At 67.8% G+C, this 25,059-nt stretch carries 21 protein-coding genes and 1 pseudogene; 14 read left to right on the top strand and 8 right to left on the bottom strand.

Translation table 11 applies throughout. The annotated features are described in order from the left end of the window. The first annotated feature begins 9 nt into the window (after positions 1-9). The 7 genes and pseudogenes from argB (at position 10) to AC4D14_RS16365 (ending at position 7,432) form a co-directional block, all read left to right on the top strand. Entirely contained in the window at positions 10-966 is a 957-nt protein-coding gene (gene argB / locus AC4D14_RS16395; RefSeq protein ID WP_490903733.1) for an acetylglutamate kinase, read from the top strand. Then, positions 963-2,240, top strand: a complete 1,278-nt coding sequence (locus AC4D14_RS16390; RefSeq protein ID WP_490903732.1) for an acetylornithine transaminase — start codon at positions 963-965, stop codon at positions 2,238-2,240. Before argB ends, AC4D14_RS16390 begins: the two co-directional genes overlap by 4 nt. Next, on the top strand, positions 2,237-3,190 hold the full coding sequence (gene argF / locus AC4D14_RS16385) for an ornithine carbamoyltransferase (RefSeq protein WP_490903731.1): 954 nt from the start codon (positions 2,237-2,239) through the stop codon (positions 3,188-3,190). The genes AC4D14_RS16390 and argF overlap by 4 nt, the downstream gene beginning before the upstream one ends. Continuing rightward, positions 3,187-3,699, top strand: a pseudogene (locus tag AC4D14_RS16380) (arginine repressor); the annotation flags it as partial. The gene argF and the pseudogene AC4D14_RS16380, both read left to right, overlap by 4 nt. A gap of 155 nt (positions 3,700-3,854) precedes the next feature. After that, entirely contained in the window at positions 3,855-5,057 is a 1,203-nt protein-coding gene (locus AC4D14_RS16375; RefSeq protein WP_490903730.1) for an argininosuccinate synthase, read from the top strand. Between the two features lies 1 nt (position 5,058). Then, a complete protein-coding gene (gene argH / locus AC4D14_RS16370; RefSeq protein ID WP_490903729.1) occupies positions 5,059-6,516 on the top strand; it encodes an argininosuccinate lyase in 1,458 nt (485 codons plus the stop codon). A gap of 46 nt (positions 6,517-6,562) precedes the next feature. Beyond that, positions 6,563-7,432 carry an SRPBCC domain-containing protein gene (locus tag AC4D14_RS16365; RefSeq protein ID WP_490903728.1) on the top strand — a complete coding sequence of 290 codons (870 nt, stop codon included), beginning with the start codon at positions 6,563-6,565 and terminating at the stop codon, positions 7,430-7,432. Between the two features lie 19 nt (positions 7,433-7,451). On the opposite strand, the gene AC4D14_RS16360 is transcribed toward AC4D14_RS16365, so the two are convergent. The 6 genes from AC4D14_RS16360 to AC4D14_RS16335 all read right to left on the bottom strand — a co-directional run bounded on the left by AC4D14_RS16360 (position 7,452) and on the right by AC4D14_RS16335 (position 15,598). Next, on the bottom strand, positions 7,452-8,702 hold the full coding sequence (locus AC4D14_RS16360; protein WP_490903727.1) for an ROK family transcriptional regulator: 1,251 nt from the start codon (positions 8,700-8,702) through the stop codon (positions 7,452-7,454). A gap of 34 nt (positions 8,703-8,736) precedes the next feature. Continuing rightward, on the bottom strand, positions 8,737-11,769 hold the full coding sequence (locus AC4D14_RS16355; RefSeq protein ID WP_490903726.1) for an alpha-mannosidase: 3,033 nt from the start codon (positions 11,767-11,769) through the stop codon (positions 8,737-8,739). Positions 11,770-11,852: 83 nt separating this feature from the next. After that, positions 11,853-12,695, bottom strand: a complete 843-nt coding sequence (locus AC4D14_RS16350) for a carbohydrate ABC transporter permease (RefSeq protein ID WP_490903725.1) — start codon at positions 12,693-12,695, stop codon at positions 11,853-11,855. Beyond that, on the bottom strand, positions 12,692-13,651 hold the full coding sequence (locus tag AC4D14_RS16345; protein ID WP_490903724.1) for a carbohydrate ABC transporter permease: 960 nt from the start codon (positions 13,649-13,651) through the stop codon (positions 12,692-12,694). Before AC4D14_RS16345 ends, AC4D14_RS16350 begins: the two co-directional genes overlap by 4 nt. Further along, positions 13,648-15,009 (bottom strand): extracellular solute-binding protein, encoded by a 1,362-nt coding sequence (locus tag AC4D14_RS16340; protein WP_490903723.1) that lies wholly within the window; start codon positions 15,007-15,009, stop codon positions 13,648-13,650. Before AC4D14_RS16340 ends, AC4D14_RS16345 begins: the two co-directional genes overlap by 4 nt. A 199-nt stretch (positions 15,010-15,208) precedes the next feature. Beyond that, positions 15,209-15,598: a hypothetical protein gene (locus tag AC4D14_RS16335; protein WP_490903722.1), complete on the bottom strand. Its 390-nt coding sequence runs from the start codon at positions 15,596-15,598 to the stop codon at positions 15,209-15,211. A gap of 101 nt (positions 15,599-15,699) precedes the next feature. Between AC4D14_RS16335 and AC4D14_RS16330 the strand changes: the two genes are divergently transcribed. The 3 genes from AC4D14_RS16330 (at position 15,700) to AC4D14_RS16320 (ending at position 17,233) form a co-directional block, all read left to right on the top strand. Next, a complete protein-coding gene (locus AC4D14_RS16330; protein ID WP_490903721.1) occupies positions 15,700-16,293 on the top strand; it encodes an LURP-one-related family protein in 594 nt (197 codons plus the stop codon). 76 nt (positions 16,294-16,369) lie between these two features. Next, the gene (locus AC4D14_RS16325; protein ID WP_490903720.1) at positions 16,370-16,810 is read left to right on the top strand and encodes a helix-turn-helix transcriptional regulator; all 441 of its coding nucleotides are present in this window, start codon (positions 16,370-16,372) and stop codon (positions 16,808-16,810) included. A 9-nt stretch (positions 16,811-16,819) separates the two neighbouring features. Beyond that, entirely contained in the window at positions 16,820-17,233 is a 414-nt protein-coding gene (locus AC4D14_RS16320; protein ID WP_490903719.1) for a VOC family protein, read from the top strand. A gap of 326 nt (positions 17,234-17,559) precedes the next feature. On the opposite strand, the gene AC4D14_RS16315 is transcribed toward AC4D14_RS16320, so the two are convergent. Together AC4D14_RS16315 and AC4D14_RS16310 are read right to left on the bottom strand one after the other, a co-directional pair. Further along, complete coding sequence (locus tag AC4D14_RS16315; RefSeq protein WP_490903718.1) at positions 17,560-18,129, bottom strand: methylated-DNA--[protein]-cysteine S-methyltransferase; 570 nt, start codon at positions 18,127-18,129, stop codon at positions 17,560-17,562. Next, the gene (locus AC4D14_RS16310; protein WP_490903717.1) at positions 18,129-19,742 is read right to left on the bottom strand and encodes a DNA-3-methyladenine glycosylase 2 family protein; all 1,614 of its coding nucleotides are present in this window, start codon (positions 19,740-19,742) and stop codon (positions 18,129-18,131) included. Before AC4D14_RS16310 ends, AC4D14_RS16315 begins: the two co-directional genes overlap by 1 nt. Positions 19,743-19,847: 105 nt before the next feature. Between AC4D14_RS16310 and AC4D14_RS16305 the strand changes: the two genes are divergently transcribed. The 4 genes from AC4D14_RS16305 to tyrS are packed head-to-tail and all read left to right on the top strand — an operon-like array spanning position 19,848 to position 24,698. Next, a complete protein-coding gene (locus AC4D14_RS16305; RefSeq protein WP_490903716.1) occupies positions 19,848-20,504 on the top strand; it encodes a DNA-3-methyladenine glycosylase in 657 nt (218 codons plus the stop codon). After that, entirely contained in the window at positions 20,501-21,055 is a 555-nt protein-coding gene (locus AC4D14_RS16300; RefSeq protein WP_490903715.1) for an adenine phosphoribosyltransferase, read from the top strand. The genes AC4D14_RS16305 and AC4D14_RS16300 overlap by 4 nt, the downstream gene beginning before the upstream one ends. Positions 21,056-21,107: 52 nt before the next feature. Next, positions 21,108-23,360 carry a HelD family protein gene (locus tag AC4D14_RS16295; protein WP_490903714.1) on the top strand — a complete coding sequence of 751 codons (2,253 nt, stop codon included), beginning with the start codon at positions 21,108-21,110 and terminating at the stop codon, positions 23,358-23,360. A gap of 12 nt (positions 23,361-23,372) precedes the next feature. Then, positions 23,373-24,698, top strand: coding sequence for a tyrosine--tRNA ligase (gene tyrS, locus AC4D14_RS16290; protein ID WP_490903713.1), 1,326 nt, complete (start codon positions 23,373-23,375; stop codon positions 24,696-24,698). The last annotated feature ends 361 nt before the right edge of the window (positions 24,699-25,059 follow it).

The raw sequence follows: 25,059 nt of genomic DNA, 5'->3' as shown, positions 1-25,059 counted from the left end.
CGGACCCCCATGACCTCTCCAGCACTTCCACCGGCCGCCACGGCCCAGGACAAGGCCGAAACCCTCATCGAAGCGCTGCCGTGGATCCAGCGCTTCGCCGGCACGACGATGGTCATCAAGTACGGCGGAAACGCGATGATCAGCGACGACCTGCGGCGTGCCTTCGCCGAAGACATCGTCTTCCTGCACCACGTCGGCATCCGCCCCGTCGTCGTGCACGGGGGAGGGCCGCAGATCAGCGCGATGCTCAAGCGCCTGGGCATCGACTCCGATTTCCAGGGCGGCCTGCGCGTCACCACCCCCGAGGCGATGGACGTGGTGCGCATGGTCCTCACCGGCTCGGTGGGCCGCGAACTCGTGGGCCTCATCAACGCCCACGGACCCTACGCCGTCGGACTCTCCGGGGAAGACGGGGGCCTCCTGCGCGCCGCCCGCACCGGCACGGTGGTGAACGGCGAGGAGGTCGACCTCGGGCTTGTCGGCGAGGTGACCGGGGTCAACCCGGGCGCCATCCTCGACATCCTCCAGGCCGGGCGCATCCCCGTCATCTCGACGGTGGCACCGGAGGTCGACTCCGCCGGGGAGGGCACCGGCCAGGTTCTCAACGTGAACGCCGACACCGCCGCCGCGGCCCTCGCAGAGGCCCTGGGAGCGTCAAAGCTCGTGATCCTGACCGACGTCGAGGGCCTTTACGCGCGCTGGCCCGACAAGGACTCCCTGATCTCCTCCCTTACCGCGGCCGAACTGCGCACCATGCTGCCCTCGCTCCAGGCCGGCATGATCCCGAAGATGGCGGCCTGCCTGAAGGCCGTCGACGGGGGAGTCGACCGCGCCCACATCGTCGACGGCCGCCTTGCCCACTCGATGCTCCTTGAAACCTTCACCACGGCGGGCATCGGCACGCAGGTGGTCCCCGACCACCGTCCGCTGCCGGCGGTCCCTGCGCCGAACGGCGGCACGGCATGAGCCCGGGAACGCCGGCGCCGGAGGCCGGAACCGCCGGGGCCGAGTTCCTGAGCAGCCTCGCACCGGCAGGCACGTCCTCCGAGGCCTGGCTCACCCGGTACGGTTCGTCGCTCCTCGGCGTGTTCGGCACCCCGCAGCGGGTCCTGGTGAGGGGAGAGGGCTGCACCGTCTGGGACGCCGACGGCAGGCAGTACCTCGACCTGCTCGGCGGCATCGCGGTCAACACCCTTGGCCACGCCCACCCGTTCCTCACGGCGGTCATCGCCGCCCAGCTCTCAACCCTCGGCCACATCTCCAATTTCTTCACCAGCCCCGCCCAGGTGGCCCTGGCGGAGAAACTGCTTGCGCTCGCCGCGGCACCGGCCGAATCGAAGGTGTTCTTCACGAACTCCGGTGCCGAGGCCATCGAGGCGGCCCTCAAACTCGCACGCCGGAACAGCTCGCCCAAGCGCAACCGCATCCTCGCCCTGGAAGGGGCCTTCCACGGCCGCACCATGGGGGCTCTGGCCCTCACCTGGAAAAAGACCTACCGGGAACCCTTCGAACCGCTGCCCGGCGGCGTCGAGCATGTGCCCTTCGGCGACATCGAAGCGCTCGTCCAAGCCATCGACGAGACCGTTGCGGCCGTGTTCCTCGAACCCCTCCAAGGGGAGTCAGGGGTGCATCCGCTGCCCGCCGGGTACCTGACGCGGGCCCGCGAGGCGACCCTGCGGCACGGAGCCCTGCTCATCGTCGACGAGGTGCAGACCGGCGTCGGCCGCACCGGCGCCTGGTTCGCCCACGCCGACGGGCCCGACGCCATCGTGCCCGACGCGGTGACGCTGGCCAAGGGCCTTGGCGGCGGGTTCCCCATCGGGGCGTTGCTGACCTTCGGGCCCGCAGCGTCCGGCCTGCTGACCGCCGGCCAGCACGGAAGCACCTTCGGCGGCAACCCCGTCGCGACCGCCGCAGGGCTGGCGACGCTGCACACCCTCGAGACGACCGATGCGCTGAGGAACGTGCGCGAGGTCGGAGACCAGCTCCGCGCCGGCATCGCCGCCCTCCCCGGGGTGGCGGAGGTCCGAGGCAGGGGCCTGCTCATCGGCATCGACCTCGACGGCGACTACGCCCCCGCGGCGGTGGGGGCGGCGCTCGACGCCGGATTCATCATCAACAGCCCCGGCCCCCGGACTCTCCGGCTCGCCCCGCCACTGATCCTCACCCTCGACCAGGCCCGGTCCTTCCTCGAGGCCCTGCCCGCCATCCTTCAGCAAGCGCAAGGAGCACCAGCATGACGCGCCACTTCCTGGTCGACACCGACCTCACCCCGGCGGAGCAGACCGAAATCCTCGACCTTGCGCTCACCCTGAAAAAGGATCCCTACGCCGAGTCGCCCCTCGCCGCGGGCGCGGCCGGCCGGAAAACCGTTGCCGTCATCTTCGACAAGACCTCCACCCGCACCCGGATCTCCTTCGCCGCAGGCATCGCCGACCTCGGCGGGGTGCCGCTGATCATCGGCGCGGGAGAATCCCAGCTTGGGCACAAGGAGTCGATCTCCGACACCGCGAGGGTGCTGGAGCGGATGGTCGCAGCAGTCGTCTGGCGCACCTACGCCCAGTCGGGGCTTGAGGAGATGGCAGCCAACTCCACCGTTCCGGTGATCAACGCCCTTTCCGACGACTACCACCCGTGCCAGCTGCTGGCCGACCTGATGACCGTCCGCGAACACAAGGGAGCCCTGGCAGGGCTCACCCTGAGCTACCTCGGCGACGCCGCGAACAACATGGCCAATTCCTACCTCCTCGCCGGCGTGACCGCCGGAATGCACGTGCGGATCGCCGGCCCGGCGGGGCACCTCCCCGAGGAGCGGATCGTGGCCGCCGCCGTACGCCGTGCCGAGGAAACCGGAGGTTCGGTCCTCGTCACAACCGACCCCGCACAGGCGCTGGCCGGGGCCGACGTGGTTGCCACCGACACCTGGGTCTCGATGGGCCAGGAAGACGAGAAGGAACAGCGGCTGGCGCTGTTCCGTCCCTACGCCGTCGACGGCGCCGCCCTGGCCCTCGCCGCCCCTGACGCGGTCGTCCTTCACTGCCTGCCTGCCTACCGCGGCTACGAGATCTCCGCCGACGTCATCGACGGCCCGCAGTCCGTTGTCTGGGACGAGGCGGAGAACAGGCTCCACGCCCAGAAGGCGCTGCTCGTCTGGCTGCTGCGCGCCTCGGCTCCGGCGGGCACGCCATGACCGTGCAGCGCGACGGGTCGCGGCCGGCGACGAAGACCGCCCGCCAGGCGCAGATCACGGCCCTGCTCACGGCGCGGTCGGTCCGCTCGCAGGCCGAGCTCGCGGCACTGCTCGCCGCCGACGGAGTGCAGGTGACCCAGGCGACGCTGTCCCGCGACCTCGTCGAGCTCGGAGCCGTGCGCGTCCGCGGAAAGGACGGCGCCCTTGTCTACGCCGTTCCGGGGGAGGGCGGGGGCAGGGCACCACAGACCGGGCTCACCCAGGAGATCCTCGATGCGAGGCTGGGCCGGCTGTGCGCCGAACTGCTCGTCACCGCCGAGGCGTCGGCGAATATCGTCATCCTCCGCACTCCGCCGGGCGCCGCGAACTTCCTCGCCCTGGCGATCGACCACTCCATCATGCCCTCGGTCCTTGGCAGCATCGCCGGCGATGACACGGTCATGCTCGTCACCCGGGACCCCAACGGGGGAGCCGAGGTCGCCGAGCGGTTCCTGAACTTCGCCCAGGACCCGCTGAGCGGCTCCGAACCGCTCCTCGTGCCGGGCCCGCCCGGCCCGGCCCGCGATGCTTCACCCGAGAACCCTTCACCCGAGAACCCGGCGCCGAACCGCGGCGCGGCAGAACCCACCAACCACCCATCCGAACTTTCAGAGGAGCACACCCAGTGACCGAACGCATCGTCCTTGCCTACTCCGGCGGACTCGACACCTCAGTGGCAATCGGCTGGATCGCCGAAGCCACCGGCGCCGAAGTGATCGCCGTGGCCGTCGACGTCGGACAGGGAGGGGAATCGCTCGAAGCAATCCGCCAGCGGGCACTCGGCTGCGGCGCCGTCGAGGCCTACATCGCCGACGCGCGCGACGAGTTCGCCACCGAATACTGCATGCCCGCGCTCAAGACCAACGCGCTTTACATGGACGCCTACCCCCTCGTCTCGGCGCTCTCCCGGCCCGTCATCGTCAAGCACCTCGTCGCCGCCGCCCGCGAGTTCGGTGCCACCACCGTCGCCCACGGCTGCACCGGCAAGGGCAACGACCAGGTGCGGTTCGAGGTTGGCATCCAGACCCTCGGCCCGGACCTCAAGTGCATCGCCCCGGTGCGCGACCTCGCACTGACCCGCGACAAGGCCATCGCGTTCGCCGAGGCCAACAACCTGCCGATCGAGACCACAAAGAAGAATCCCTTCTCCATCGACCAGAACGTCTGGGGCCGCGCCGTCGAAACCGGCTTCCTCGAAGACATCTGGAACGGGCCCACCAAGGACGTGTACGAGTACACCGACTCTCCCGACTTCTCCCCGGTGGCAGACGAGGTGGTCATCAGCTTCAAGGCCGGCATCCCCGTGGCCATCGACGGCACACCCGTCACGCCCCTCCAGGCGATCGAGCAGCTCAACCGCAGGGCCGGCGCTCAGGGCGTCGGCCGGATCGACATCGTCGAGGACCGGCTCGTGGGCATCAAGAGCCGCGAGATCTACGAGGCCCCCGGAGCGATGGCCCTCATCGCGGCGCACCGTGAACTGGAGAACGTGACCGTCGAACGCGAGCAGGCCCGCTTCAAGAAGACAGTGGACCAGCGTTGGACCGAACTGGTCTACGACGGCCAGTGGTTCTCGCCGCTGAAGCGCTCCCTCGACGCGTTCGTTGAGGACACCCAGAAGTACGTCACCGGCGACATCCGCATGGAACTCCACGGCGGGCGGGCCACGGTGACCGGGCGGCGCTCCGAGACGGCGCTCTACGACTTCAACCTCGCGACCTACGACACCGGCGACACGTTCGACCAGTCGATGGCGCGCGGCTTCATCGAAATCTTCGGGCTCTCCTCGAAGGTGGCCTCCGGCCGCGACCAGCGGGCCGGTGCCTGACATGGCGGGAGCGGCGGGGGGCGCCACCAACGCCGGGTCCCTATGGGGAGGGCGGTTCGCCAGCGGACCGGCCGGCGCCCTCGCAGCGCTGAGCAAGTCGACGCATTTCGACTGGCGCCTCGCCCCCTACGACCTGGCGGGGTCCCGGGCGCACGCCCGGGTGCTCGCCGGCGCGGGCCTGCTTGACGACGCCGAACTGCGAGAGATGCTCGCCGCGCTCGACGCCCTCGACGCCGACGTCCGCTCGGGGGCCTACACGCCCGCCGACGACGACGAGGACGTCCACGGATCCCTCGAACGCGGGCTGATCGAGCGGGCCGGCACCGCCCTCGGCGGAAAGCTGCGTGCCGGCCGCTCCCGGAACGACCAGGTGGCAACCCTTGGCCGCATGTACCTGCGCGACCATGCCCGGATCATCGCCGGCGGGGTCCTCGACACCGTCGACTCGCTCCTCGCCCAGGCCACGGCGCACCCCAACGCGCCGATGCCGGGGAGGACCCACCTCCAGCACGCGCAGCCGGTGCTCCTGAGCCATCACCTCCTGGCTCACGCCTGGGCCCTGCTGCGCGATGTGCAGCGGCTTCACGACTGGGACCGGCGCGCGGCGATCTCCCCGTACGGGTCCGGCGCGCTTGCCGGATCCTCGCTGGGGCTCGACCCTGAAGCGGTCGCGGCGGAGCTCGGTTTCGACTCCGCCACCCACAACTCGATCGACGGCACCGCCTCCCGCGACGTCTACGCCGAGTTCTCGTGGGTTGCCGCAATGATCGGTGTCGACCTCTCCCGGATCAGCGAAGAGGTCATCCTCTGGGCCACCCGCGAGTTCTCCTTCGTCACGCTCGACGATGCGTTCTCCACCGGGTCCTCGATCATGCCGCAGAAGAAGAACCCCGACGTCGCCGAACTCGCCCGCGGCAAGGCCGGCCGGCTGATCGGAGACCTCGCCGGACTGCTCGCCACGCTCAAGGGCCTTCCCCTCGCCTACAACCGGGACCTCCAGGAAGACAAGGAGCCGGTCTTCGATGCCGTCGACACCCTCGAGCTGCTGCTGCCGGCCGTCGCCGGAATGCTTGCAACCCTCACCTTCAACACCCAGCGAATGGCCGAGCTCGCCCCGCAGGGGTTCGCGCTCGCGACGGACATCGCCGAATGGCTCGTGCGCCAGGGCGTGCCCTTCCGGGAGGCCCACGAGCTCTCCGGCTCGGCGGTGCGCCTTGCCGAGGGCCGCGGAGTGGGGCTTGAGGACCTCACCGACGAGGAGTTCGCGGGAATCTCGACCCACCTGACCCCGGAGGTGCGGACGGTGCTCAGCGTGGAGGGCTCCCTCAACAGCCGTAACGGGCAGGGCGGAACAGCGCCCTCCGCCGTGGCCCGGCAGCTCTCCGCCCTGGAGGCCGGGCTGCGGGACGTGCGTTCTTTCGCTGCCTCCAGCGGCGGGGGCGCCGTGAGTCTTCCGTAGGCTCCGGTCGCGGAGTAGGTTGTGCTCAACCGACCCGGAGGAAGCAATGGAACCATCCACCGACACATCCCATCTCGTCGTGCGGGCGGCGGTGCCGGAGCTCACCGGCCGGATCGAAAAGGTGCGCGAAGGGCACGTCCTGGCCTTCGACGAGCAGCTCGACTACCCGCGGCCCCACATCTGGGAGCTGCTCACCTCCCCGCCCAAGGTGGAACAGTGGCTTGGGCGGCTCGAAAAAGGGCTGCAGCTCGGCAAGGAGTACACGCTCCACCTGGACGGTGCCGTGGTCTCCGGCACGGTCCTCCAATTCGATCCGCCCACGAAGCTCCAGTACACGTGGGAGGACGAGTTCGGCCTCGTCTCGATCGTCGAGTTCCGGGTGCTGCCCTGCGGGGACGGCACCCTGATCCAGGTGCGCATGCATCCGGAAACCGACGAATTCCTGACCGAGGGCGCCGCCGGGTGGCAGCTGATCCTCGACGGCCTTCGTGCTGCCGCCGCCGGCACGGCGCCCCGCCCCGGTCCGTCCTGGGCGCAGCTGCGCGATGAGTACGGACGCCGGTTCTCCCTCTCCCAGACCATGGGCGTGATCGAGCAGGAGGACGGCGTGGAGATGTTCCGATTCGACCGCCGGTACGAGGCACCGCTGCTCCTGGTCAACGACGCCATCACGGCCGACCCCGAGGAACAACCGCTCGTTGAACTCACCGAGGTGGACCTTACAGTGGACGGCGAGGCGACGTCGGTGACTGTGCGGATGGTCATCGAGGACCGGGCGGCCCTGCCGAAGCTCATGGCTCACTGGCACGCCCACCTCGACGACGTGGCGGTCAACCTCGCCGGGGCGGTGCCGCACCGCAGCGAGAAGAAGCTCCACGCGCTTGAGGACTTTTACCGCCGGAACCTGGCGGGCTGAACCGCTCCGGCGCCGGTAGTCAGGTCTGCAGCAGCAGCTGCTTCGTGTGGGGTGAGAGGGCGTCATCGAAAACCGTGCACGCGGCGCCGACCGCGCCCACATCGGTACCGAAGGCGGTCCCCTCAACCTGGATGGCCTCCGTGTGCGGTGCGACGGTGAGGCGGTGCAGGCTCGCCGGAACGATCCTGAGATAGGACTCGGCAAGCAGGGGCCAGTACGGGCCTCCGAACACCACCCGGTCGAAGTCAAGGGCGTTCGTCAGCACGGATACCGCCTTCGCCACACGTTCCGCGGAGACGTCGATGATCGTGCGCGCGGCCCGCTCGTTCAGGGCGCGGGAGCACAGTTCGAGGAACGCAGTTTCGACCGCTCCCGGATCGGCGTTGTTCACGGGGTAGCCGAGCACGCCGATCCGCACTGCCTCCTGCACGAGGTTCTGCGGCATGCAGGTCACCGCGAGGCAGCCCCGCAGCCCGCACGAGCACTCCGGCCCGTCTGGAGCTACGACGATGTGCCCGACCTCTCCGGCGTTCTGCGTCCTTCCGCGAAGCACCGAGCCCCCCGATACCAGGCCCATGCCGATGCCCGTTCCGAGGTAGACGAAAATGAAGTTTTCCGGAGAGTCGCTGTGGCTGCCCCAGATCTCGGCGACCGCCGCGGCGGCGACGTCCTTCTCGAGCACCACCGGGAAGCCGGTTGCCCGGCTGAGGGAGTCGCGCAGCGGGACCTGGTGCCATCCGAGCAGGAACGGAGGATCGACGACCACGCCGCGCACCGGGTCGATCGGTCCGGGCGAGGCGACGCCGACGCCCAGCACGAGCTCCCGGTCCACCCCCGCACCGGCCAGCAGGTCGGCGACGGCCGACGCCATGACGTCGACCACGGCCTCGGCGCCGGGCTTCAGCGGGGTACGCCGCGTGGAGTGGGCGATGACCTGTCCGCTGAGGTCGAGGATCACGAAGGTGATGATTGCAGGATCAAGGTGCACCCCGACCGCGTAGCACGCTGTCGGGTTGAGGGTGAGCACCGTCCTTGGCTTCCCGCGCCCCTTCCTGACCGTCCCGGACTCGACGACCAGTGACTGGTCAAGCAGCCGCCGGGCAATATTTGAAAGTGTCTGCGCCGACAGTCCGGTTGCCGCGGCGAGTTCAACGCGGCTGAGGCCGCCTTGCGACCGCCGGATTGCGTCAAGGACAACTGTCTGGTTGAAGTCGCCCATCCGGGGAAGGTTGGTGCCGCGGCGCGAAGGCGCACCGAATACAGTGCTCACGGCACCAACCTCCACCTCGAATAGGTCCTTCGGGCTAACCCTTGAGTGCAAATCTTAGCGTTGCGAGTTGGAATGGCCGCAGCTCCAGCTCCACCGTGGGGGAGTCCCCCCGGCGGACCGCCACGCCCTCGACGGGACGCTCAAGGAGGTCCGTCTCCTGCACCGCAGCGAAGCCGAAGCCGGCCGTCAGCGTGCCCCTGGCCCGCATGCCGTGCGCCTCATAGAGACGGACCACGACGTCGCCGCTGCCGTCCTCGGCCAGCTTGACCGCCTCGATGACCAGCGCGTCATGGCTCACGGTGAACAGGGGAGGGACGTCGGCGGATTCCACTCCCTGGACCGTCCGCAGCGGCAAGTTGAGCCGGTAGCCCTCCTTGACCGCCTCAGGTATGCCGGCGCCTACCCGGACGGACACCTTCATCAGGTGCTGGCCCTGGTCTGCGGCGGGGTCGGGGAAGGTTGGAGCCCGCAGCAGCGACAGCCGCACCGTGGTGGTCGACCCCCGGCCGCTTGAGGATGAGCGGGCGATGTCGTGGCCGTAGGTCGAGTCGTTCGCCACTGACACCCCGTAGCCGGTTTCACCGACGTGCACCCAGCGGTGCGCCACCGTTTCGAAGCGGGCGGCGTCCCAGGTGGTGTTGGCGTGGGTGGGGCGGTGGATATGGCCGAATTGGATCTCAGAGGTTGCGCGGTCGGCATGGACGTCGAGGGGGAACGCCAGTTTGAGCAGCTTCTTTTGCTCGTGCCAGTCGACCTCCGTGCTGATGTCGAGGCGGGGCTCGGTGGCGTCGAGGGAGAGGATCTGGACCACCCGCGACGCGTTGAATTCCCGCTCGATCCTCAGCGCCTGGCCGCCTGCTCCGTCAAGGACCTGCATCTCGGCGACCTCGTCAAGGTCGCGGGTGTTCCGGCGGTAGTGCTCGTCGATGTCCCAAGCATCCCACTGGGTGGGCGTGTCGCGGTGCAGCTGCAGGAGGTTCGCCGCTGCACCCTCGGGAACCAGCTCACGCCCGGCTTCGATGTCGTAGATGGACCGTACGAGGCCGGCGCCGTCAACGAGGACCCGGACGGCGGCGTTCTCAAGGCGGTAGCCCCCGTCGACAGTGCTGATGGTGCCCGTGCCGGTGTGCGGGTTCTCCGCGGCCGCGCCCAGTGCCGGAACGCCGTGCACCGGGTAGGGCGATGCGTTGAGCAGGGCGGTGTGCTCCCCGGTGCCGAGGAGGCTCCGGGCGGCCTCCTCGATGATCGCCTCGAGCCGCACGGCCACTTCGGCGTAGTTCCGCTCGGCCTCCTGGTGGACCCAGGCGATGGAGGAGCCGGGCAGGATGTCATGGAACTGCTGGAGCAGCACAAGCTGCCAGAGCTCCCGCAGCTCCTGGTCCGGATAGGCGGATCCGGTGCGCACGGCCGCCGTCGTTGCCCAGAGCTCGGCCTCCCGCAGGAGATGCTCCGAGCGCCGGTTGCCGCGCTTGGTGCGGGCCTGTGACGTGTAGGTGCCGCGGTGGAATTCCAGGTAGAGCTCTCCCGACCAGACCGGCGGCTGCGGATACTCGGCCTCCGCGTCCTCGAAGAAGGCCCGCGGGCTGGAGAGGGTGACGGTGGGCGATCCCTCAAGGGAATGGGTCCGGCGGGCGGCGGCGATCATTTCGCGGGTTGGTCCGCCTCCGCCGTCGCCGTGGCCGAAGGGAACCATCGATGTGGTGCCGATGCCCTTCTCGGCGTACTGGGCCTCGGCACGGGCGAGTTCCCCGCCCTCAAGGGTGGAGTTGTACGTGTCGACGGGAGGGAAGTGGGTGAACAGCTGCGTGCCGTCGATGCCCTCCCAGCGGAAGGTATGGTGCGGCATCGTGTTCGTCTCGTTCCAGGAGATCTTCTGCGTCAGGAACCAGCGCGCGCCGGCGGCGGCCATGATCTGGGGGAGCGCCGCTGAATAGCCGAAGGAATCGGGGAGCCACACCTCTTCACACTCAACGCCGAACTCGCGGAGGAAGAAGCTCTTGCCGGCCACGAACTGCCGTGCGAGGGCTTCCCCGCCGGGCAGGTTGGTGTCGGATTCGACCCACATCCCTCCGACGGGAACGAAGTTCCCGGCGGCCACCTTCGCCTTCACCCGCTCGAACAGCTCGGGGTACGACGCCTTGAGCCAGGCGTACTGCTGTGCCGACGACGCCGCGAAGACAAAGTCGGGGTTCTCATCGATGAGGTCGCACACGTTGGAGAAGGTGCGCGCCACCTTCCGTACCGTCTCGCGCGTCGGCCAGAGCCAGGCGGAGTCGATGTGGGCGTGCCCGACGGCGTGGAGCCGGTGCGCGCTCGCGGAGGCCGGCTTGGCGAGGGCCGGCGCCAGGATGTCCCTGCCGAGCTGCGCGGTTCCGGTGACGTCGTCGGGGTCCATTTCATCGACGGCCCGGTCGAGGGCGCGGAGGATTTCCGCGCGCCGCTGCGAGGAGGCGGGAAGCTGCTCCAGCAGTCCCATGAGGGCGGCGAAGTCCTGCTCGAGCTCCCACACCGTCAGATCGAGGAGGCCGATCTCGATCTGGGCGAGGCGGTACAGTTTCGCATCCCCGGCCGTCGCTTTGTCCCCGTAGGGGGTGGGGATGAACAGGAAGTCCTGTGCCACGTTCGGGTTTGCCGCAGCTTCGATGTAGAGGTCGACGGGTTCGCCGAAGCCGGCATTGAACCTGACGCCGCGGTTGAGCGGCTCCACGGCCTTCAGGATGCGGCCCGACGCCGAGTACACGGTGCCCTCGGCCTGGAATCCCGGCTGTGCACCGGTGAAGCCGAGGTCGACGACAAGTTCAACCCTCGTGTCCTGTTCATCGGCCCAGGCCGGGGGCACCTTTCCCTCAGCATGGAACCAGACCGTTCCCCACGGTTTGCCCCAGTACATCCCATGCTCGGCAGGAGTGAATTCGTTGCGCACCGCCTCCTCGAACGGGACCGGCTCATCGGGGACTTCCCAGGAGCTGAGGTTGAGGGGAGCGGTGCTTCGGTAGAGTGCCGGCTGGAGTCGTTCTCCGCGGAAACGCCTGATGCGGGCCTCTACGAGGGGGCTGTCGTAATGCATGCGTTGGGGACCTTTCGGTGTGCGTTGAGCCGACGGAAACCGGCGGTGGCCAGAAGGCCACGGGGGATGGATGCTGCGGGGCGCTAGCCCTTGATCGCCCCGGCTGTGGCGAATGAACCGCCGATGCCCTTGGTGACGATGACGTAGAGGACGATGACGGGGATCGAGTAGAGCAGGGAGAACGCCGCGAGCTGCCCGTAGGCGATGCTCCCGTACTGGCCAAAGAAGTTGAAGACCGTCACGGCGGCGGGCTGTTTGTGGTTCGAGAGCAGCAGGATGAACGGAATGAAGAAGTTCCCCCAGGCCTGGATGAACACGAAGATGAACACCACAGCGAGCCCGGGCCTCATCAGCGGAACAACAACGGTGCGGAGCGCCCGCATCGCGCTCGCCCCGTCGATCCATGCCGCCTCTTCGAGGCTGATCGGCACGGAGTCCATGAAGTTCTTGGTCATCCAGATTGCCATCGGCAGCGATGTTGCGGCCATGAACAGCGCCACAGCGGCAACGCTGTCGAGCTGCCCCAGCCTGACGAACATGCTGTACACGGGCACCATCATCGCCGTGATGGGAAGTCCCGTGCCGAACAGCACGCCGTACAGGAACGGTTTGTTGTACCGAGCCTGGTAGCGGGAAAGGGGATAGGCGGCGAGCACTGCGGCCAGCACGGTGATGACGGCGCAGCCTGCCGAGAGGAGGAAACTGTTCCAGAGCGGCCACAGGGTCTGCTCCGGTGTCAGGACCGCCGAGAAGTTGGCCAGCGAAAACTGTGCCGGCATGTTCAGCGAGGCAGTGGCCTGGGTGTCCAGCGATGCGAGGAGCAGCCAGGCCAGCGGGAGGAGGAAGCAGGCGGCGATCGCGAGCAGGACGGCCGAGGAGATGCCCCGGGAGATCGATTTGCGCGGTGAGGAGATGGAGGCGGTCATGAATTGTCCCCCGGCTTGAGAACACGGATGTACAGGATGGAGAACACGGCGCCGATGAGCAGCATGACCGTGGCGATGGCAGTGCCGTAACCGACCTTCCCGAGCCCGAACGCCTCCGCATAGGCGAAGATCGGAAGGGTGGTGCTGCGCTGGTTCGGCCCGCCGCTCGTCATTACGAAGATCAGGGTGAAGACGGAAAGGGTCTGCAGGGTAATGAGCATCAGGTTCGTCGAGATGCTGTTGCGGATCATGGGAATCGTGACGTAGATCAGGCGTTTCCACCCGCCGGCTCCGTCAATGACGGCCGCCTCGGTGATTTCGGGCGCCACATCGTTCAATGCAGCCTCGTAGATCATCATTGAGAACGCCGTGCCCCTCCAGATGTTGGCCAGGATGACGGCCGCCATCGGGTAGCTGAACAGCCAGTCGACCGGTTGCGCGTTGCCGACTGTCAGCAGCCGGTTCAGCGTCCCGTCGGAGCTGAAGAAGGCGTAGCAGGCAAATGCCGCAACGATCTCCGGCAGGACCCACGCCGTCACCACCGTCGTCGCGACAATCGAACGGACGGCCTTGGGCGCCGCCGCGGTCAGCAGGGCCAGTCCCAGGCCGAGGAAGTTCTGCCCGATGACCGCCGAGACGAGCAGGAACACGACGGTCAGCCACAGTGCGTTCGGGAAGTCGGGATCGGTCACAAGCGCGATGTAGTTGTCCAGGCCCACGAACCGTGGATTCGAGGCTGCAGTACCCGAGAGGGAGGCATTGGTGAAGGAACCGTAGACGGACCAAATCACCGGGCCTAGCATGAACAACGCCAGGAGCACGACGGCGGGGACGAGGGGCACTGCGCGCCGCACGGAGCGGCGCGCAGTGATGCGGTTGCGGCCTGCCGCGTCCTGGCGCCGCGTCGGGTGCGGCGGCCTTCCCGTCCCGCCGGTTCGGGTCGGGGCGACTGTCACTTCTGGATGACGTTGTCGTCGCCGACCAGGTTCTTGACCGCTTCGTCGTACGCGGCGGCGGCCTCGTCCACAGACTGTTCACCTGTCATGACCGCTTCCATCGCCTGCTGGATGCTGCCGGAGATTTCCGGATAGTCCGAGGTGGTGGGGCGGTAATGCGTCACTTCGACGAGGTCGCTGAAGAACTTGTTCACCGGGCTGGAATCCGTGAACGCGGGGTCCTCCGCCACGTCGCTCCGTACCGGAACCTGGGAGGCAGCTACGTTGAAGGACAGGGTGTTGTCCTTGTTGAGCGCGGTGCTGATGAAGTCGAACGCGAGGTCGGGGTTCTTGGAGTTCGCTCCCACCGCGAGGGTCCAGCCACCGGACATGCTCGTGGCGCCGGGCTCCTGCCCATTCTGGGTCGGCATTGGCGCGGTTGCCATGACTTCCGACCATTCAGGCCACGGCGCGGGCCCGCCCTCAAGCCAGGTGCCCGCAATCCACGAGCCGTCGATCGATGCGCCGACCTTGTTGGTGGGGTAGCCCTCGCCGTTGAGCTGCTGGTAGTAGTTCGAGTCGAGCGCCGTTGCGACATCCGGCCCAAGCCCGCCGACGTAGACGTCGGATACGAACTGCAGGGCGTCCTTGAACCCCTGCGACCCGACGATCCACTTGCTCTGCTCAGTGTCGTAGAGGGTGTCCTTCGTGCCGTAGAGGAGCATCTCGAATCCCTGCATTGAGGCGGCTTCGCCCATGCCGGTGCCGGAGTAGATGTTGAAGGGGACGGCGTCGGGGATTGCCGCCTTGATCTTTTCGGCAGCGCTGAGGATGTCGTCCCAGGTCTTGGGCTCCCACGGCACCGGCAGTCCTGCCTCCTTGAAGACCTCGGTGTTGTACCAGAGGGCCCGGGTGTCGGTGCCCATCGGTACGGCGTACGTCTTTCCGTCCGCACCGAGGCCCGCCTGCTTGGCGCTTTCGATGAACGCAGAGTCCCAGTCCTCCCACTCTGCGAGGTACTCGTCCAGGGCCAGGAGGTAACCGGCCTCCGCGTCGGGCCGTACCCGGAAACTGTCCTCGTAGAAGACGTCGGGCGCGGTGTCGGGGGAGCGCTGCATGAGCGCCAGCTTGGTGGCGTAGTCGTTCTCTTCCGCCTGGATGGGTTCAAGTTCGATTGTTGAACCCGGGTTGGCCGATTCGAAATCTTCCTTTGCCTTCTTCATAAGGGCGTCCACCTGCGTGTACGTGGCGGTTTTCTGATACGCCACGGTGATGGACTTGTCGCCGCCCTCAGCGTCATTGCCTGCAGGGGCGCAGCCAGAGGCTGCAAGAACCAGAAAGGGGATGGTGGGCGCAGCCCAGAGAACTGACTTTCGCATGGTGCTCCTTTGCTCCATTTGGAACCCACCAAACGATCCTGCAGGTCGCCTTCGGCCGGCAGGAGGACGGGCGGGCAGCGACGGAAGTGAAAGTGGAAGGCCCGCCGTTGGGATAAGTAAAGCGACTGGACTAATTCCTGTCAACGGTCCTTCAGTATCCTGACTAATCCCTTATCGCGGATGCTTGTGGCGGCCGGCTTCAGCGCCGGCTCCGCAGCACCCCGTGCACGGCGAGGAGGAGAACCGACGCGCTCATTCCTGCAACGAGCAGCAGGGGGGCCGCCTGGAAGTAATTCGCGAGAATGTTCCTGCCCGGGTAGGGGCCCGGGGCGGGGACCCCGCTGATGAAGGTGCCCTGCGGCTCGTAGCCGGCGTAGGAGCCAAACGCCATCCCGGGGTCGAACGTGATGAGCCAGGCGGCGCCCGAGCCCAGCATCAGCAGGGTAATCGCCCAGGCGGCCACGAAATACGGCTCCCCGCCGGTAATGCGTTTCTCCCTTTCATTGCCGGTTGTCACCGCCGTCGACGGTTCCGCGCCAAGGTCCTGGATGATGACCGGTTCGAATTCCGGCTCCTGATAAATCCCCATGGGCCCCACCCTAGCTGCGGCACTGCGTCGGGCCCCGCTGTTGCTCATGCGGAATTTCGAATACCTTGTCAGCACGACAATGTGTCAAGAGGGAGAGAACCGTGGAAACTTTGCAGCGCGTGGAGCGCTTCGCCGTCGCGCAGCGGATCACCATGATGGTGAACCGTTACGAGATCCGCGCTGTCGGAGCAGACGGCCAGTTCGGTGCCCTGCTGGCGATGGCGCAGCAGAAGCGGGCGGCCTTCAAGGAGGAGGTCACGTTCTACTCCGACGAGTCACGAACCACACGGCTGTTTTCCTTCAAGGCCCGCCAGCGGCTCGATCTTGGAGCAACCTACGATGTGCTCGATGCCGCGGGGCGTCCCCTCGGCAGCTTCCGCAAGGATTTCGGCAAGTCGCTCCTGCGCTCCACCTGGCACCTCGACGCACCAGGAGTCCAGGCCGTGGGAAGCGAGCGGAGTATGGGCGTGGCCGTCGCCCGCCGGGTATGGGAACTCGTGCCGTTCGCCGAAAGCATCCCCGCACCCTTCCTCTTCCACTTCGACTTCGTTGACGCCTCGGGCCAGGTGGTCATGACGTCGGAGCGGGGACGCTCCCTGCGAGACAGATACGACGTCACAGTTCCCGGCGCTCGCCTCGACGGGAGGGTGGCCGCCGCAATGGCTGTCGCCCTCGACGCACTGCAGTCGCGCTAGCGGGCAGGATCCGGGTCCGACGAAGCCGTTCCGGCAGGATACCCCCGGCCGGGGTCCCGGGGGTATCCTCGTTCGCATGGGCCAGCAGGACCTCACCACCCTGGCGTTGCTCCGGCGGGTGCGGGACAGCATCGACCGCGATTACGCACGCCCGCTGGATGTTCCGGCAATGGCCCGCCAGGCGTTCATGTCCCCGGCCCACTTCTCCCGGCAGTTCTCCGCGGCCTACGGCGAAACGCCCTACGGCTACCTCATGACCCGCCGGATCGAACGGGCGATGGCACTGCTGAGGGAGGGGATGACCGTCACTGATGCCTGCATGGCGGTGGGCTGTACATCCCTGGGCTCCTTCAGCGCCCGGTTCACCGAGATCGTCGGAGAGAGCCCCAGCGCCTACCGCAGAAGGGAACACGCCGCCGCCGAGGCAATGCCATCCTGCACCGTAAAGTCACACACGCGCCCGTCGCGGCACGGTTCGAGCAGGATTGGAGAAGCGCCGGCCACCGCCCGGGATTAGCGTTGCGGCATGAATACTTCACTCCAGTACTGCAACATCATCGTCAACGATCCTGACGAATCAATCGCCTTCTACCGGGACGGGCTTGGCCTCCAAGTGCGTAACGATGTCACCTCCGACGGGCACCGGTGGATCACGCTCGGCAGTCCGCTCCAACCCGGCCTTGAGATAGTGCTCTCAGACCCCCACGCCGGACGGCCGCAGGCTGACGGCGACGCCCTCCAGGCCATGCTCACCAAGGGGGTGCTGCCCAGTATCGTGTTCAGCACCGATGACCTCGATGCGACATTCGAAAAGGTACGCACAGCACCCGGGGCCGAAGTCATGCAGGAGCCCCTCGATCAGCCCTGGGGCCCGCGCGACTGCGCCTTCCGCGACCCCTCCGGCAACCTCGTCCGCATTTCCCAGCGGATCGAGCCCTGAACCTCCGCGGAGGATCGTTGCGCGACCGCGGGATTCAGGGCCTGGGAAGTCCGTTCAGCGGATTTACCGATGCGCCGGATTCACGGCCCGCCTCGGCATAGTACGACCTCAGGCCGTGCTTCACTCCGAGGCGGATGACCCAATAGAGGGCAACGGCCCCGAGTGCCATCACCAAGCAATAAGACAGCAAACCAATGATGCCGACCATGTTCCCCCCAGATGGATTCCAAACAACGATTATCCGAGCCTAGCCTGACCATTGGACCAACCGGTGCCTCCGGCCGGGCGTCAGGCGGCCCGAAGGGACATGCCCTCCGGCACGGAGATCAGGAAAAGAGGAGGGCCTGCTCGCCCGGCGCGGACTGGGCTACGGCCGAGGCGCCGTGAGTCTCGTGCCGGCCTGCGGCTTCGCGGTCCAGGAGCCGGCGCTTCACCTCGATGCCCCACCGGAAGCCTCCAAGGGTTCCATCGGTGCGCACCACCCGGTGGCACGGGATGAAGAGTGCCGCGGCATTGCGGGCGCAGGCGCCGGCCGCGGCGCGGACGGCGCCCGCGTTTCCGGCAAGCGCCGCATACCGGGCGTAGGTGACCGGTTCGCCGGGCCGCACAAGCCGCAGGGCCTCCCACGCCCGGTTACGGAAGGGCCCCGACAGTTGATGCACCGGCACACCGTCGATCGCGGCGAAGTCGCCGGAGTAGTAGGCCTCGACGGCTTCTAGGATCGCCCTGAGCTCGGCCGGTGCGTCGGTGAACGACGTCGGTGCGAGGGTGGGGTGGATCTGCCCCGTGAGCTCGGAGGTGTCCGCTGTCCACCCTGAGGCAAGCACGACTCCGTCACGCTCGATGACGGTGAAGGGTCCGTCGGGGGTCGAAATGGTGGCGGTCAGAGATTTCATCACGGGGTGTCCTCGGTGTTCCTTGTGTGCAGGTGTAACGGCGGAGTGTGCGGGTGTAGCTGCGGAGTCGGACTGGAATCGCCGGAGGGCCGGCGGGCCGGACGGCTGGTGGGGGCTGCCGCGCGCCATAGGTGCATTGTGCCGTACGAGCGCCAGGGGCTTGCCGCGGCCATCGCTTCTGCGGCGGCGCGGCGATGCTCCGCAGGGCCGGCACCCGCGGCGGAGCCGGTCAGGGCCGCCCAGCCGTTCCGGACGGCGGCGTCGTTCTCCAGATGGATATCCGGGGCGCCGAGGACGCGCATCGCAAGGTACCTGACTGTCCACGGCCCGATTCCCGGCAGGGGAAGGAGCTTTTCCTCAAGAGAGGACAGGTCGTCTTCAACGCCGAAATTCACCGTCCCGTCGGCGAGGGCCTGGGCGGCGTGCCGGACGGCTTCGATGCGGCGCGCCGGTCCGCGCAGCAGTTCGACCGCCGACGCGGCAATCTGGGCCGCAGCGGGAAAGAGGCGGTCGAAGCCGGGGCGGGAGAAAACCGAGGGCTCACCGTCCCGTGCCAGAACCGACAGGGCGGTCGTTGCGGCCCGCACTGTGATCTGCTGGCCGATCATCGCGCGGATGAGCATCTCCTGCGGATCGACCGCCCCAGGAAGGCGGATGCCCGGATGCAGTGCCGCCAGCGGGGCGAGGAGCGGGCTCTCGGCGAGTGCGGCGTCGACGGCGGCGGGGTCGGCGTCGAGGTCGAACAGGCGGCGGATGCGTGAAAGCAGGACGGGCAGGTCGGCGAGCACCTCGAGCTCGATCTCGACCCGCAGCTCCGGCGGCCGACCGCTGCCGGCCGCGACAGGGGAGGCCCTGAACCAGCCCTGCCCCTGTGGAAGACGGACGAGCCGCGCGTACCCGCCGTCGGATCCTTCCTCCACGCCCGCAACGGCCCGGGCCGCCAGGAAGTCAAAGATTCCGTTGTCATAGGGGGCCCGCAGCGGGAGCGCCAACGCCAGCTGGGGGTGCGTGCCGGGCTGCGGATTCCGCGCACTTCCACCGGCAGCGGCCGGAACTGCCCGCGCAGCACCACGCAGTTGGGTGGGGGTGAGGTCGAACACCTCGTGCACTGTGTCGTTGAACTGGCGGATGCTGCGGAAGCCTGCAGCAAAGGCGACGTCGGCGAACTTCATTCCGGTGGCGGTGAGCAGCGACCGCGCCGTCTGGACCCGGGAAGCACGTGCCAGCGCCAGCGGCCCGGCCCCAAGTTCTTCCCGCAGGATCCGGTTCAGCTGCCGTTCCGAGTAGCCGAGCTTGGCGGCGAGACCGGGAACGCCGGAACGGTCGACCTCTCCGTCGGCGATAAGGCGCATGCAGCGCGCTGCCACGTCCGAACGCAGGTTCCACTCGGGTGTGCCGGGTACGGCCTCGGGCAGGCAGCGCTTGCACGCGCGGTAGCCCGCCTCGTGGGCCGCGGCGGAGGTCCGGTAGAACGTGACGTTGGCCGGTTTCGGCGTCCGGGCGGGGCAGGATGGCCTGCAGTAGATGCGGGTGCTTGAGACGGCCGTCACGAACTGCCCGTCGAATCGAACGTCCCGTGCGTCGATCGCCCGGTACTGCTGCCAGAAATCCATTACTCCATCCTCTCAACATGCAGGCCGGGGAGCTAGCGGGATTCGGACATCGCCGTGGCGGGTGCGGCACCGCCGCCGTCGGGCTTTGCTACCGTAGCCTCCGTGGTGACCGTCGATGAACAATCCCTCGAAACCGCGCGCAGCAGGCTCGCCGTCAATCCCCTCGAGGCAGCGCCCCTGCTCCTCGGTGCCCTGATCACGCACAGCGGTGACAGCGGCGAGGAACCGGTGACCGTCCGCGTCACCGAGGTGGAGGCGTACCTCGGCGCGGAGGACCCCGGGTCGCACGCCTTCCGCGGGAAGACCTCCCGCAACTCGACCCTCTTCGGCCCCGCGGGGCACCTGTACGTATATTTCACCTACGGGATGCACTACTGCGCCAACGTGGTCTGCGGTGAGGACGGAAGGTCCGGTGGGCTGCTTCTGCGGGCGGGGGAGGTGGTCGGCGGCGTCGGGACAGCGCGCAGCCGGCGGGGGAACCCCCGCCTGGATCTGGACCTGGCCCGTGGACCCGCGCGCCTTGCCCAGGCGCTGGGACTCGATCTCCGGTTCGACGGGGCCGACGTGTTCAGCGGGCCGCTGCTGCTCGAGCTGCCCGAGAGCCCGGTTCCGCCCGATGCCTATTCAACGGGTCCGCGGGTCGGATTGAGCGGTCCCGGCGGGTCCGCGGAGTACCCGTGGCGGTTCTGGCTCACCGATGATCCGTCGGTGTCGCGTTACCGGGCGGCCAAACCCCGAGGTGCCCGTAAGGTGGTTGGGTGAATATCAGCGCGGACGCCCCCGCCGGGCCCCCTTCGGCCCAGGACCTGATCGGCCGGTTGTGCACCAGAGTGCCGGACTTCCCAAAACCCGGAATCGTGTTCCGGGACCTCACCCCGGTGTTCGCCGACCCACAGGCGTTCCGCACCGTCGTCGACTCGCTCATGGAGCCCTTCGCCGGACGATTCGACCTGGTGGCAGGGATTGAGGCCCGCGGATTCCTGCTGGCCGCCGCTGGAGCCTATGCGGCCGGGACAGGGGTTTCCACGGTCCGGAAGGCAGGCAAGTTGCCGCGGCGTGTTTACGCCGAGCAATACGATCTGGAATATGGTCAGGCGACGCTCGAGATCCACCAGGACGACATCGCGCCGGGAACGCGGGTCCTTCTCGTCGATGACGTGCTGGCCACCGGAGGAACCCTCGCGGCAGCAGTGCGGTTGTTTGAACGAAGCGGCGCGCAGGTTGTTGGCTGCGGCGTCGTGCTCGAACTCGACGGCCTCGGCGGCCGTGATCTGCTCTCCGGGTATCCGCTCCACGCCTTATCAACCGTCTAACCCTTTCGCACTGTAGAATTGACGGTCCGCCTTTCCGAGAGGGAAACCACCAATGCAAGAAGCGTCAAGGCCCGCCAGCGAGCTTGAATACGAGCGGGGCTATGTCAACGGCCTGTACCGGCGGCTCGATGAGCTGCGGGCCGAAAAAACGGCGCAGCTGGCCGAGGTACGCCGCACTGTCTCAGCGGGTTCCCACCAGAACCGGTCCGAACGCGACGCGTTCGCCACAATGTATGAGGATCGGTTGGCGCAGCTCAATGCCGTCGACGACCGCCTCGTCTTCGGCCGGCTGGACCTCGATGACGGCGACAAGCGGTACATCGGCCGGATCGGTCTTTCAACCGAGGACCTCCAGCAGTTGATGGTCGACTGGAGGGCGCCCGAGGCTGGCACCTTCTACCAGGCGACCGCCTTCGAACGTATGGGCGTGCGGCGGCGCCGCCACCTGATCCTTTCCCGGCGCGACGTCGTTGCCATCGAGGACGACGTGCTCGACGCGGAACTGCTGAGCGACGACCAGTCGCTGCAGGGCGAAGGTGCCCTGCTTGCCGCACTCAACTCCCGCAGGACCGGGCAGATGTCCGACATCGTCGGAACCATCCAGGCCGAACAGGACCGCATCATCCGGGCTCCGCTCTCGGGGATCACGGTGGTCCAGGGCGGCCCGGGCACGGGAAAGACGGCGGTCGCCCTCCACCGGGCCGCGTACCTGCTCTACACCCACCGGGAACGGCTGAAGTCGGCCGGCGTGCTGCTCGTCGGACCCACCGACGCCTTCATGAAATACATCGAACGGGTGCTCCCCTCGCTGGGCGAGACCGGCGTCGTCATGGCCGGAATCGGCACGCTCATGCCGGGGATCACCACCATTCCCGAGCCTGACGAGCGCGCTGCCGCGCTCAAGGGCCGGCTGGAGATGGCGCAGATCGTTAAGAACGCGGTGGCGAACCGGCAGCGGGTGCCGGAGGAAACCAAACGGCTCAACGTCGAGGGGACGCTGCTCACCCTGACTCCCCGCCAGGTGGCACGGGCGCGGGACAGGGCCCGGGCGACCGGCAAGCCGCACAATGAGGCGCGCGTGACCTTCGTGAAGATCCTGCTTCGAGAACTGACCGACCAGCTTAACGACTACCTCGAGGCGTCCTCAGGTGGGGGCAACAACGCCGACCGGTCCTACCTCGCCGAGGATGTGCGCAGTTCGCGAGACGTGCGGATCGCCCTCAACCTGGCGTGGATGCCGCTCACTCCCGAACGGCTCATAGGAGAGCTCCTCACCAAGCCTGCTCACCTCCGGGCCGCGGCACCACACTGGAGCGACGCCGACCGCTCGCTGCTGCTGAGGCCCGCCGGCTCGCCCTGGACCGAAGCCGACATCGCACTGCTGGACGAGGCCGCAGAGCTCCTGGGTGAACTCGATGCTTCCGCCGGCCGCGACACCGCGGCCCGCGACCAGGAACACCGCCGCGACCTGGCCAATGCCGAACGTGCCCTCGAAAACGTCAGCGCTTCCCTTGAGGACTCCGGGGTCGACGGCGTGGTAACCGCCGAAGCACTTGCGCAGCACAACACCGTCTCCGCAACCCGATTGACCGCCGCCGAGCGTGCCTCGGGGGACCGCACCTGGGCGTACGGGCACATCGTTGTCGACGAGGCCCAGGAACTCTCGCCCATGCAGTGGCGTCTTCTGATGCGGCGTTGTCCGCTCAAGTCCTTCACCATCGTCGGCGACATCGCCCAGACGAGCTCCGCCGCCGGATCCAGTTCGTGGCAGCAGGCGCTTGAGCCGTTCGTCGGAGAACGCTGGCAGCTCGAAGAGCTCACGGTCAACTACCGCACGCCGGCCCAGATCGCCGAGGCCGCGGTCCGCATGGCCACGGCGGCGGGCCTTGTGATCTCCGCGCCCAAGGCGGTGCGTGAAGGGCGCTTCGCCCCGGTCATCGACCGCGTGCCCGAGCTCGTGCCGGCACTGCTCCGCGCACTGCCCGAAGAGCTCGCCGCGATCGACGGCGGGCTGCTCGCCGTCATCACCCCCGAGGGCCGCCTCGGCGAGGTGCGCCGGGCGCTGCAGGCGGAGTACGGTCCGCGCGTCGGCTCGGGAGCCGGAGGGCCCAGCCAGGACATTGTCGTGATTACGCCCCGGGGGTCGAAGGGGCTTGAATTCGACGGCGTCACCATCCTCGAGCCGGAATTGATGCTCGATGCGGCGTCGGCCCGCGTCGGGGACCTCTACGTTGCAATGACCCGGCCCACCCAGCGCCTGCGCCTCATCGCGACCGGGCAAATTCCCGAGGGCATCGAGGACTGATAATTTGGAGCTGTGGAGCCAACCGAAGTAACAGCCGCCGGCCTCAGCGCCCAGCGGAATGACCCCTCGTTCGACAACGTGTGGCAGGAGTTGCGCTGGCGCGGGCTCGTGCAGGTCTCGACAGACGAGGCCGAGCTCGAAGAGCTGCTCGGCGGTGAGCCGGCCACGTTCTACTGCGGGTTCGATCCGACAGCGCCAAGCCTGCACCTGGGCAACCTGGTGCAGCTGCTGACCATGCGGCGCCTGCAGCTGGCCGGGCACCGCCCGCTTGCCCTTGTCGGTGGCTCGACCGGGCTGGTGGGGGATCCGCGCCCGACCGCCGAGCGGACGATGAACACCAAGGAAACTGTGGCCGAGTGGGTGGGTTACCTTCAGGGCCAGGTGCAGCGCTTCCTCGATTTCGAGGGCCCCAGCGCGGCCCGGATGGTCAACAACCTCGACTGGACAGCGCCTCTGAGCGCCATCGACTTCCTGCGCGAGGTCGGCAAGCACTTCCGGGTCGGCACGATGATCAAGAAGGACACCGTCGCCACCCGGCTGAACTCCGACGAGGGCATCAGCTACGCCGAGTTCAGCTACCAGGTTCTCCAGGGGATGGACTTCCTCGAGCTGTTCCGCAGCTACGGCTGCGTGCTGCAGACCGGCGGTTCGGACCAGTGGGGGAACCTGACTAGCGGCACCGAACTGATCCGCAAGGCCGAGGGCAAGAGCGTCCACGCGATCGGCACGCCGCTGATCACCAACTCCGACGGCACGAAGTTCGGCAAGAGTGAGGGCAACGCCGTCTGGCTCGACGCGGCCATGACCAGCCCCTACGCCATGTTCCAGTTCTGGCTGAACACCTCGGACGCCGACGTCATCGACCGGTTGAAGGTTTTCACCTTCCGGACCCGGGAGGAGATCGAGGAACTGGAGCAGGCCACTGCCGAACGGGCCCACCTGCGTCAGGCCCAGCGCACCCTCGCCTACGACGTCACGTCCCTGATCCACGGGGTCGACGCCACAGAGAAGGTGATCGCCGCCTCCGCCGCGCTGTTCGGCCAGGGCGAACTGGAGCTGCTCGACGAACTCACCCTCACCGCGGCCACCGCCGAGTTGCCGGCAGTAACACTGCCGGCGGGGAGCCCTACCGTCGTTGAGCTGCTCACCGCTAGCGGACTCTCGGCAAGCAACTCGGCCGCCCGTCGGACCGTGAGCGAGGGCGGGGCGTACGTGAACAACGTCAAGGTTACCGACCCTGATGCGGCAATCGGATCCAACGAACTCCTGCACGGGCGCTACGCCCTAGTACGCCGGGGCAAGAGGACCCTTGCCATGGTCGAGGTCGGCCCGGCCTGAGCCGGTGTTTGCCGGGGTGTTGGGGTGGATTTGTGTTGGGGTGGTGGGCGTCGTATAGTTGTTTAGTCGCCCCGGTGAGGGCGGCGAAACCCATACAATTCTGAGGCTGTTACCGGCGTGTGCTGTGCACTGGTGCCGGGGGTGGTCTTGGTTTGGTGTCTGTTGTTGCGGGTTGGTTTGTTCGTGCTGGTTGCCGGTTTGTGCGGTGGTGGTGCGGGGGAGCGGATTTGCGGGGACGGGCTGGTGCGGGTAGGCTTGTGAAGTTGCTCCGGAGCGAGGATGGCCTGGTTTTTGCGGGTTGTGTGGTGCCGGTAGTGCCTGTTGTTTGAGAACTCAATAGTGTGCCAAGTTTGTTGATACC

The organism is Arthrobacter sp. TJ-254, assembly GCF_058269175.1.
This window is presented reverse-complemented; position numbering and strand designations above follow the sequence as displayed.

Coding starts and splice junctions, on each gene's coding strand:
- argB (WP_490903733.1), top strand. CDS start 10: ATGACCTCTCCAGCACTTCCACCGGCCGCCACGGCCCAGGACAAGGCC.
- AC4D14_RS16390 (WP_490903732.1), top strand. CDS start 963: ATGAGCCCGGGAACGCCGGCGCCGGAGGCCGGAACCGCCGGGGCCGAG.
- argF (WP_490903731.1), top strand. CDS start 2,237: ATGACGCGCCACTTCCTGGTCGACACCGACCTCACCCCGGCGGAGCAG.
- argH (WP_490903729.1), top strand. CDS start 5,059: ATGGCGGGAGCGGCGGGGGGCGCCACCAACGCCGGGTCCCTATGGGGA.
- AC4D14_RS16365 (WP_490903728.1), top strand. CDS start 6,563: ATGGAACCATCCACCGACACATCCCATCTCGTCGTGCGGGCGGCGGTG.
- AC4D14_RS16355 (WP_490903726.1), bottom strand. CDS start 11,769: ATGCATTACGACAGCCCCCTCGTAGAGGCCCGCATCAGGCGTTTCCGC.
- AC4D14_RS16350 (WP_490903725.1), bottom strand. CDS start 12,695: ATGACCGCCTCCATCTCCTCACCGCGCAAATCGATCTCCCGGGGCATC.
- AC4D14_RS16340 (WP_490903723.1), bottom strand. CDS start 15,009: ATGCGAAAGTCAGTTCTCTGGGCTGCGCCCACCATCCCCTTTCTGGTT.
- AC4D14_RS16335 (WP_490903722.1), bottom strand. CDS start 15,598: ATGGGGATTTATCAGGAGCCGGAATTCGAACCGGTCATCATCCAGGAC.
- AC4D14_RS16325 (WP_490903720.1), top strand. CDS start 16,370: ATGGGCCAGCAGGACCTCACCACCCTGGCGTTGCTCCGGCGGGTGCGG.
- AC4D14_RS16320 (WP_490903719.1), top strand. CDS start 16,820: ATGAATACTTCACTCCAGTACTGCAACATCATCGTCAACGATCCTGAC.
- AC4D14_RS16315 (WP_490903718.1), bottom strand. CDS start 18,129: ATGAAATCTCTGACCGCCACCATTTCGACCCCCGACGGACCCTTCACC.
- AC4D14_RS16310 (WP_490903717.1), bottom strand. CDS start 19,742: ATGGATTTCTGGCAGCAGTACCGGGCGATCGACGCACGGGACGTTCGA.
- AC4D14_RS16295 (WP_490903714.1), top strand. CDS start 21,108: ATGCAAGAAGCGTCAAGGCCCGCCAGCGAGCTTGAATACGAGCGGGGC.